Source organism: Pseudomonas sp. AD21 (assembly GCF_002878485.1).
GTDB lineage: Bacteria > Pseudomonadota > Gammaproteobacteria > Pseudomonadales > Pseudomonadaceae > Aquipseudomonas.
In genome coordinates, this window is the sequence record NZ_NQYG01000044.1 from 35998 (window position 1) to 46005 (window position 10008).

Here is a 10008-nt window from a genome sequence, read left to right on the forward strand (position 1 = left end):
ACGCAGAGCGTCCATGGCGGCGTTCCCACGCAGAGCGTGGGAACGATCTCCTGCCTTGCACAGTAAATCCTCCTACACCCCCTCTTCACTTGATCCTACCCCCACGCAGGCCTACTCTAGTCCTCGCGCAATCGTTTCACCCCTCCCCGCCGAATCGCTTCACCCTCGCAACTCCATAACAAGGAGGTTCCCGAATGTTCGATTTCCACCCCCAGCTCAAGCAGCGCTTCGCCGCCTTGCGCACGGGCGCCGAGTTTTTTTCCCTACGGTATGTGCGCGAGTCCGGCCAGTACCTGTCGGTGCGTAAAAACGTCGCCGAGCCGCCGAGCCTGAGCCGTGACGAAGGCGCGATGCTTACCGTGCGCGTCAACGGTGTCGAGGCTTACGCCGCGACCAACGACCTGTCGCAACAAGGCCTGCAAACCGCCCTTGAACGCGCCGAACAGCAGGCCCGGCGGCTCAAACCGCACGCCTTGCTCGACCTGCGTGATCAGCCGGTGTCGAGCGACCGCGCTGATTACTTTTCGCCCAATTTTGCGCAACCCTTCCCGTCCCTGAGCGAATGCTTCGAGTTGCTCGGCGCAGAGTCTGCCTCGGTGCCAAAGGATGAGCGCCTGGTGAATTGGGAAGCGAGCATCGGCATCACCCACGTCGAGCAGATCTACCTGAGCAGCGCCGGCGCCGAATTGCGCCAGGCCCAGCGCTTCGTCTACCCGGGCCTCGACGTCACTGCCTACGACGGCAACGACAGCCAGACCCGCAGCCTCGGCCGCGAGAACTTCGGCCAGCAGGGTGGCGCGGACGTGATCAGCCGTTGCGGCCTGGTTGGCGCCGGCCCGAAAGTGGCCGATCAGGCCTTGCAACTGCTGCTCGCGCCGAACACCCCGCAAGGTCCGCGCGACCTGTTGCTGATGCCTGACCAGATGATGCTGCAGATCCACGAGTCCATCGGGCACCCGCTGGAGCTCGACCGCATCCTCGGTGACGAGCGCAACTACGCCGGCACCAGTTTCGTCAAAACCAGCGACTTCGGCAGCCTGCAATACGGCTCGAAGCTGCTCAACGTGACCTTCGATCCGGACGTTCCCGAAGAGCTGGCGAGTTACGGCCACGATGACGACGGTACAAAAGCCAGCAAGCAGTTCCTGATTCGCGAAGGCTTGCTGCTGCGGCCATTGGGCGGCGCGCTGTCGCAGTTCCGCGCAGGTCTCGACGGTGTTGCCAACAGCCGCGCCTGTGGCTGGAACCGGCCGCCGATCGACCGCATGGCCAACCTCAACATCGAGCCGGGCGATCAGTCACTGACGCAACTGATCAGCGGCATCGAGCATGGCATTCTGATGAGCACCAACCGCTCGTGGTCGATTGACGATGCGCGCAACAAATTCCAGTTCGGTTGCGAGTGGGGTCAGTTGATCGAGAACGGTGAACTTAAAGGTGTGGTGAAAAATCCGAACTACCGGGGTATATCCGCGCACTTCTGGAAGAGTCTGCGCGCGGTCGGCGATGCCGGCACCCGTATGGTGCTGGGCACGCCAAACTGCGGCAAGGGCGAGCCGAACCAGGTGATCCGCGTCGGCCACGCTTCGCCGGCCTGCGTATTCAGCAACGTTGATGTGTTTGGGGGAGACGCCTGATGAGCATTTCGAAGAGTCAGTCCGACGCCTTCAAGGTCATGGTCAATTGGCTGCGCGACAGTGTGCGCGAGCCGGAACAATTCACCCTCAGCTATGCCGCCGAATCCTCGGCGTTCGTGCGCTTCAACCACGCCAAGGTGCGTCAGGCCGGTCAGGTGCAGCAGGCCGATGTCGGGCTGAAACTGATCAACGACGGCCGCCACGCCGACCTGCACATCACCCTGTCCGGTGATCAGGAAGCCGATCTGCAACGCCTCGCCGAAGGCCTGCAACAGCTGCGCGAAACCCTGCCGCTGTTGCCGCAGGATCCGTACCTGCTGCTCAACCATAACGGCTGGCAGAGCAACAACGTGCAGGAACATCCACTGCCGGACACCGAACAGGTGGTTGAAGAGATCTGCGCCGCCGCTGAAGGTCTGGATCTGGTCGGCTTCTATGCCGCAGGCCCCATCAGCCGTGGTTTCGCCAGCTCCTCGGGGGCGTTTGGCTGGCATCAGGCCAACAGCTTCAACTTCGACTTCAGCCTGTTCCACGAAAACGGCGAAGCGGTGAAAGCCAGCTACGCCGGGCACGAATGGAGCAGCGCAGGCTTCGCCCGCCGCTTCCAGCAGGCGCGCGAGCAACTGGCGTTTCTCGGTCGACCGCTGCGCACCCTGGCGCCGGGGCAATACCGGGCGTATCTGGCCCCGGCCGCGCTGGAAGAAATCATGGGCATGCTGAGCTGGGGCGGATTCTCCGCGCAGTCGATCGCCAGCAAGAGCAGCCCGCTGCAAAAGCTGTATGTCGGTGATCAGGCGTTCAGTCCGCTGGTGTCGCTGGATGAAAAAGTCAGCGGCTCATTGAGCCCGGCGTTTTCCGGCGAAGGGTATCCGCGCAGCGATCTGCGCCTGGTCATCGAAGGCAAGGCAGGCGATCAACTGGTCGGTTCGCGCAGTGCCGCCGAATACGGCCTGAGCGCCAACGGCGCCAGCGGTGGCGAATCGCCGAGCGCACTGAGCATGGCGGCCGGGAATCTGTCACAGGCCGAGATTCTCAAGCAACTGGGCACAGGCTTGTACATCAGCAACCTGTGGTACCTGAACTTTTCCGATCAACCGGCCGCGCGCCTGACCGGCATGACCCGGTTTGCCACGTTCTGGGTCGAAAATGGCGAGATTCAGGCGCCGGTCAGCACCATGCGTTTCGACGACAGCGCCTACAGCCTGCTGGGTTCGCAGCTGGAAGCACTGACCGCCGAGCGCGAGTTGCTGTTGTCGGCGAGCACGTACAGCCAGCGCAATACCTCGTCGGCCTTGCTGCCGGGCGCACTGGTGAGCCGTTTGACCTTGACCCTGTAAGACCAGGATCTCCAGAACACTGGAGATCTACTGTGGGAGCGGGCTTGCTCGCGAAGGCGTCGTGTCAGTCACCAACGACATCGACTGATTCACCGCATTCGCGAGCAAGCCCGCTCCCACCAAAAGCCTGTGCATTAACCCCAACCACAAGAGGTTCCATGCCCAACCGCCCGCCTCTCGACGCCATCACCGCCCGCTGGTTGCCGTGGGTCGTCGCCATCGCTTTCTTCATGCAATCCCTCGACGGGACCATCCTCAACACCGCCCTGCCGGCCATGGCCCGGGATCTGGCCGAAGACCCGTTGCGCATGCAAGGCGTGGTCATCGCCTACATGCTCACCGTGGCGTTGCTGATTCCGGCCTCGGGCTGGATCGCCGACCGCTTCGGGACCAAGAAGATCTTCTTCGGCGCGATCCTGCTGTTCAGTTTCGGCTCACTGCTCTGCGCCTTGTCCAGCACCCTGAGCATGCTGGTCGGCGCGCGGGTGATTCAGGGCCTGGGCGGTGCGCTGATGCTACCGGTCGGACGCCTGGTGGTGCTGCGCGCCTACCCGCGATCGGAGCTGGTGCGGATCATGGGTTTCATCACCATCCCCGGCCTGCTCGGCCCGTTGATCGGTCCGACCATGGGCGGCTGGATGGTGCAATACCTGACATGGCACTGGATCTTCCTGATCAACCTGCCAGTGGGCGTCCTCGGCTGCTACGCGGTGTGGAAGTTCATCCCCGACCTGCGCGGCACTGAGCGCACGCGCTTCGACAGCCTCGGCTTCCTGTTGTTTGGCGCGGCGATGATCCTGATCACCATCGCCATGGAAGGCCTTGGCGAACTGCACCTGCCGCACCTGCGGGTGATGTTGCTGCTGTTCGGCGGCCTGGCCTGTCTGGCGGCGTACTGGCTGCGCGCCGGGCACGTCGAAAATCCGCTGTTCGCCCCGTCGCTGTTCAAGACCCGCACCTTTGCCGTCGGCATTCTCGGCAACCTGTTCGCCCGTCTGGGCAGTGGTGCACTGCCGTTTCTGGTGCCATTGCTGCTGCAAGTGGCGCTAGGATATTCGCCGTCCCAGGCGGGGATGAGCATGCTGCCGCTGGCCGCTGCGGCGATGTTTGCCAAGTGGATGGCACGCCCGCTGATCGAGCGCCTCGGCTACCGCATCGTGCTCACCGGCAATACCCTCGCGCTGGGGATCATGCTGGCAAGCATGGGCCTGGTCAGCGAGCAGACGCCGTACTGGTTGCTGCTGTGCCTGCTGGCGATTCTGGGGGCGATCAATTCGCTGCAATTCACCGCGATGAACACCGTGACCCTGATCGACCTCGACGACGCCAGCGCCAGCAGCGGCAACAGCCTGCTGTCGGTGGTGGCGCAGTTGTCGTTGAGCCTGGGGGTGGCCTGCGCCGGTGCGTTGCTCGGCGGCTTTACCGCGGAAATCGGCAATGATGGCGTGGAAACCGTGCTGGGCGCGTTCCAACTGACGTTCGTCACCGTCGGGATCATGGCGATGCTCGCCGCGACGATTTTCTCGCAACTGTCGAATGAGGACGGTCGCCGCGCGAAACGCCCGGAAGAACACATCGAACATTAATTACAACTTTTGCAGAATGGCTCTGTGGTAAGGGGCGTTTGTGGTGAGGGGATAAATCCCCTCGCCACAGGTGAGTCCTTCACTTCTGGTTTTAGTCGCTGTTCGTCCAGAACTTTCGAGGAAAGTGGCACGGGGCTGCTACACTGCGCGACATTTTGTTTTGCAGGCCAGTCCCGTGACCACCATCGCCACCGCTTTTAATACTCTGCCGCTGTCCGCCGCCATGCTGGCTAACCTCGAATCCCTCGGTTATGCCCAGATGACGCCGATCCAGGCGCAGAGCTTGCCGGTGATCCTCAAGGGGATGGACCTGATCGCCCAGGCCAAGACCGGCAGTGGCAAGACCGCCGCGTTCGGCATCGGCCTGCTGAACCCGATCAACCCGCGCTACTTCGGTTGCCAGGCGCTGGTGATCTGCCCGACCCGTGAGCTGGCCGACCAGGTCGCCAAGGAAATCCGTCGCCTGGCCCGTGCCGAAGACAACATCAAGGTCCTGACCCTGTGCGGCGGCGTGTCGTTCGGCCCACAGATCGCTTCGCTGGAGCACGGCGCGCACATCATCGTCGGCACCCCGGGGCGCATTCAGCAACACCTGCGCAAGGGTTCGCTGGTGCTCGACGGCCTGAACACGCTGATCCTCGACGAAGCCGACCGCATGCTCGACATGGGTTTCTACGACGCCATCGAAGACATCATCGTCAAGACCCCGGAGCGTCGTCAGACTCTGTTGTTCTCTGCCACTTACCCGGTGGGCATCAAGCAGCTGGCGTCGAAATTCATGCGTGACCCGCAAACGGTGAAAGCCGAAGCGTTCCACGACGACACGCAGATCGAACAGCGCTTCTACGAAATTTCCCCGGAAGAACGCATGAGCGCAGTGACCAAAGTCCTGCACCACTTCCGCCCGGCTTCCTGCGTCGCCTTCTGCTTCACCAAGCAGCAGGTGCAGGAAACCGTCGATCACCTGACCTCCAAAGGCATTTCCGCCGTCGGCCTGCATGGCGATCTGGAACAGCGTGACCGCGATCAGGTGCTGGCGATGTTCGCCAACCGCAGTACTTCGGTGCTGGTCGCCACCGACGTCGCCGCCCGTGGCCTGGACATCGATGCGCTGGACATGGTGATCAACGTCGAGCTGGCCCGCGATTCGGAAATCCACATTCACCGCGTTGGCCGTACCGGTCGCGCCGGCGAGAAAGGCATCGCGGTCAGCCTCGTCGCACCGTCCGAAGCCCATCGCGCGCAAGCCATCGAGCAGCTGCAGAAAGCCCCGCTGAACTGGGATCAGGTGGACAACCTCAAGTCCCAGGGCGGCGCCCCGCTGCAGCCACCGATGAGCACGCTGTGCATCGCCGGCGGGCGCAAGGACAAAGTGCGTCCGGGCGACATCCTCGGCGCACTGACTGGCGATGCCGGCATCCCGGGCGCCCAGGTCGGCAAGATCGCGATCTTCGACTTCCAGTCGTATGTGGCGGTTGAACGCACCGTGGTCATGCAGGCGCTGCAGCGTTTGAACAACGGCAAGATCAAGGGTCGTTCGCTGCGCGTGCGTGTTTTGTAACTGATCTGCTGCCCGACAGAGATCAAATGTGGGAGCGGGCTTGCTCGCGAAGAGGGGGTGTCAGACAACATCAATGTTGACTGACATACCGCTTTCGCGAGCAAGCCCGCTCCCACATTGGTCTTCGGTGAATTTTGAATTCTTTGTGAGGACACCGTTTTGCGCTCTACCGAAGTCGTGATCATTGGCGCTGGCGCCGCAGGGTTGATGTGTGCACTGACCGCCGCCGGGCGTGGGCGTGAAGTGTTGCTGCTCGATCATGCAAACAAGGCCGGCAAGAAAATCCTGATGTCCGGTGGTGGCCGCTGCAATTTCACCAACATGTACACCGAGCCGGGCAATTTCCTCTCGCACAACCCGCATTTCTGCAAATCCGCACTGGCGCGCTACACCCAATGGGACTTCATCGGCATGGTCGGCAAGCACGGCGTGCCGTACCACGAGAAAAAACTCGGCCAGTTGTTCTGCGATAACAAATCCAGCGACATCCTCGGCATGCTGCTCGAGGAGTGCGATCAGGTCGGCGTCGAGCTGCACCTGGACACCTCGATCCAGACCATCGAAAAGGTCGAAAACGGTTACCTGCTCGACACCACCCTCGGCCAACTCCAGTGCCAGTCGTTGGTGATCGCCACTGGCGGGCTGTCGATCCCGACACTGGGCGCCACCGGTTTCGGCTATCAGGTGGCCAGGCAGTTCGGCCATGAATTGCTGCCGACCCGCGCGGGCCTGGTGCCGTTCACCATCACCGATCAGCTCAAGGAACTGTGCACCGAGCTGTCCGGGACGTCGGTGGATTGCCTGGTCAGCTGCAACGACCAGAGCTTTCGCGAGAACATTCTGTTCACTCACCGGGGCCTCAGCGGCCCGGCGATTCTGCAGATCTCGTCGTTCTGGGAACCGGGCGACACCGTGGAGATCAACCTGCTGCCAGACCACGACACAACCGCATGGCTGCAACAGCAAGTGGCCGAACGCCCGAACAGCGAACTGAAAACCCTGCTCGGCGAGATCTTTACCAAGAAGATGGCCAACCTGCTGGCGGACAACTGGTTCGTCTCCAAACCGATGAAGCAGTACACCCATGCCGAACTGGCGCAGATCGCCGACAAGCTGGGCAGCTGGAAAGTCGTGCCGGCGGGGACTGAAGGTTACCGCACTGCCGAAGTCACCCTCGGTGGCGTCGATACCCGCGAAGTGTCGTCCAAGACCATGGAATCGCTGAAAAGCCCGGGGCTGTATTTTGTCGGCGAAGTGCTCGACGTCACCGGGCATCTGGGCGGCTTCAACTTCCAGTGGGCCTGGGCCTCCGGTTACGCGGCCGCGCAGTACATCTGATCCAACACAAATCAAAACTGTGGGAGCGGGCTTGCTCGCGAATGCGGTGGATCAGTCGACATTAATGTTGAATGACACCCCGCTTTCGGGAGCAAGCCCCCTCCCACAGTTGTTAAGCGTGATGCAGTAAGGAACACTTTTTGCTGTCAGATGTGATCGGCGCCATTGCGTCGGCGTCATTACTGGCTCAATTTAGCGGCATCGCCTCGGAAGGCCTTCGCACTTCATGTCCTCGACCTCGTTTCGTCAGTCTTTGCGGCGCCTGTGGGCGCTGGATAAATTCAGCTACAGCGTACGGGTGTTCATCGCCCTGACCGGCAGCATGGCGCTGTGTTGGTATCAGGATGAAATGGGCCTGCTGATCCCGTTGTTCCTGGGCATTATCGCCAGCGCCCTGGCCGAGACCGACGACAGTTGGCAGGGCCGCCTTAACGCACTGGCGGTAACACTGGTGTGTTTCAGTATCGCCGCACTGTCGGTGGAACTGCTGTTTCCCTACCCCATCGTGTTTGCCATCGCCCTGGCCTTGGCCAGCTTCGGTCTGACCATGCTCGGCGCACTCGGCGAGCGTTACGGCGCGATTGCTTCGGCGACGTTGATTCTGTCGGTGTACACCATGATCGGCGTTGATCAGCGCGGCGGCGCGGTCACCGATTTCTGGCACGAACCGATGCTGCTGGTGGCCGGTGCCGCGTGGTACGGCTTGCTGTCAGTGCTGTGGCAGGCGATGTTTTCCAACCAGCCGGTGCAACAAAGTCTGGCGCGACTGTTCCGCGAACTGGGCTTCTACCTGAAACTCAAAGCCTCGCTGTTCGAGCCGATCCGCCAACTGGATGTCGAAGCGCGGCGGCTGGAACTGGCACAGCAGAACGGTCGGGTAGTGGCGGCGCTGAACAGTGCCAAGGAAATCATTCTGCACCGGGTCGGCAACGGGCGCCCGGGTTCGAAAGTCAGCCGTTATCTGAAGCTGTACTTCCTCGCTCAGGACATCCACGAACGCGCCAGCTCTTCACACTATCCATACAACGCACTGGCCGACGCGTTCTTTCACAGCGACGTGCTGTTTCGCTGCCAGCGCTTGCTGCGTCAACAAGGCAAGGCCTGCCGGGCGCTGGCCGAATCGATCCAGATGCGCCAGCCGTTCATTTACGACGCCAGTTTTGCCGAAGCATTGAGCGACCTCGACGCCTCCCTCGAACACCTGCGCATCCAGAGCAACCCGGCGTGGCGCGGCCTCCTGCGTTCGCTGCGCGCACTGGCAGCCAACCTCGGCACCCTCGACCGCTTGCTCAGCGATGCGAGCAACCCGGATGCCCTGGCGGACGCCACCGACAGCAGCCTGCTCGACCGCTCGCCGCGCAACCTCAAAGACGTGTGGATTCGCCTGCGCACCCAACTGACGCCGACGTCTCTGCTGTTCCGCCACGCCCTGCGCCTGCCGTTGGCGTTGAGTATCGGCTACGGCATGGTGCATCTGATTCACCCCTCGCAAGGTTACTGGATCATCCTCACCACGCTGTTCGTCTGCCAGCCGAACTACGGCGCAACCCGGCGCAAACTCGGTCAGCGGATTCTCGGCACGGCCATCGGTCTGACCGTGGCGTGGGCGCTGTTCGATCTGTTCCCCAGCCCGCTGGTGCAGTCGTGCTTCGCGATCGCTGCCGGGGTGGTGTTCTTTACCAACCGCACCACGCGTTACACCGTGGCGACGGCGGCGATCACGATCATGGTGCTGTTCTGCTTCAACCAGATCGGCGATGGCTACGGGCTGTTCCTGCCGCGCCTGTTCGATACCTTGCTCGGCAGCCTGATCGCCGGCCTTACGGTGTTCCTGTTCCTGCCGGACTGGCAGGGGCGGCGCCTGAACAAGGTGCTGGCCAGCACCCTGACCTGCAACAGCATCTACCTGCGTCAGATCATGCAGCAATACGCCGCCGGCAAGAGCGACGACCTCGCCTATCGCCTGGCCCGGCGCAACGCGCACAACGCCGACGCAGCCCTGTCGACCACGCTGGCGAACATGCTGATGGAGCCGGGGCATTTCCGTAAGGAAGCGGATGTCGGTTTCCGCTTCCTGGTGCTCTCGCACACCCTGCTCAGTTACCTGTCCGGGCTGGGCGCGCACCGCGAGACGCAGCTACCCGCGGAGGTTCGTGAACAGCTGATCGACGGCGCCGGGGTGAAACTGGCCGCGAGCATCGACGAAATCGCCCAAGGCCTGGCGAACAAGCAGCCGATAGCGATTCAGAGCGACGAAGAGGAAGCACTGGCCAATGAGCTGGAGCAGATGGCCGACGAGATCGATGAGGGACAGCGTCTGGTGCAGACACAACTGGCGCTGATCTGCCGGCAGCTGGGGCCGTTGCGTACGTTGGCGGCACACTTGATCAAGGACACCAGCGAGGTTAGCGCTGGCTGAAAGGACGCCTTCGCGAGCAAGCCCGCTCCCACAGGGGAACGCATTCCAAAGGTGGGAGCGGGCTTGCTCGCGAAAGGGCCACCAGCTACACAACAATTTTCAGATCAGCCCCAACATCCCATGTCCCCCC

At 62.3% G+C, this 10008-nt stretch carries 6 protein-coding genes; all 6 read left to right on the top strand.

All coding sequences use genetic code 11. From position 1 onward, the window contains the following. The first annotated feature begins 194 nt into the window (after positions 1-194). Positions 195-1637, top strand: coding sequence for a TldD/PmbA family protein (locus PseAD21_RS21620; RefSeq protein ID WP_102357708.1), 1443 nt, complete (start codon positions 195-197; stop codon positions 1635-1637). Further along, on the top strand, positions 1637-2974 hold the full coding sequence (locus PseAD21_RS21625; protein ID WP_102357709.1) for a TldD/PmbA family protein: 1338 nt from the start codon (positions 1637-1639) through the stop codon (positions 2972-2974). The genes PseAD21_RS21620 and PseAD21_RS21625 overlap by 1 nt, the downstream gene beginning before the upstream one ends. Positions 2975-3132: 158 nt before the next feature. Then, positions 3133-4560, top strand: coding sequence for a multidrug transporter subunit MdtD (gene mdtD / locus PseAD21_RS21635; protein ID WP_102357710.1), 1428 nt, complete (start codon positions 3133-3135; stop codon positions 4558-4560). Between the two features lie 223 nt (positions 4561-4783). Beyond that, complete coding sequence (dbpA, locus tag PseAD21_RS21640) at positions 4784-6121, top strand: ATP-dependent RNA helicase DbpA (protein ID WP_256588215.1); 1338 nt, start codon at positions 4784-4786, stop codon at positions 6119-6121. Between the two features lie 159 nt (positions 6122-6280). Continuing rightward, complete coding sequence (locus PseAD21_RS21645; protein WP_102357714.1) at positions 6281-7459, top strand: NAD(P)/FAD-dependent oxidoreductase; 1179 nt, start codon at positions 6281-6283, stop codon at positions 7457-7459. Between the two features lie 226 nt (positions 7460-7685). Next, the gene (yccS, locus tag PseAD21_RS21650) at positions 7686-9878 is read left to right on the top strand and encodes a YccS family putative transporter (RefSeq protein ID WP_102357715.1); all 2193 of its coding nucleotides are present in this window, start codon (positions 7686-7688) and stop codon (positions 9876-9878) included. The last annotated feature ends 130 nt before the right edge of the window (positions 9879-10008 follow it).

Coding starts and splice junctions, on each gene's coding strand:
- PseAD21_RS21625 (WP_102357709.1), top strand. CDS start 1,637: ATGAGCATTTCGAAGAGTCAGTCCGACGCCTTCAAGGTCATGGTCAAT.
- dbpA (WP_256588215.1), top strand. CDS start 4,784: ATGCTGGCTAACCTCGAATCCCTCGGTTATGCCCAGATGACGCCGATC.
- yccS (WP_102357715.1), top strand. CDS start 7,686: ATGTCCTCGACCTCGTTTCGTCAGTCTTTGCGGCGCCTGTGGGCGCTG.
- PseAD21_RS21620 (WP_102357708.1), top strand. CDS start 195: ATGTTCGATTTCCACCCCCAGCTCAAGCAGCGCTTCGCCGCCTTGCGC.
- mdtD (WP_102357710.1), top strand. CDS start 3,133: ATGCCCAACCGCCCGCCTCTCGACGCCATCACCGCCCGCTGGTTGCCG.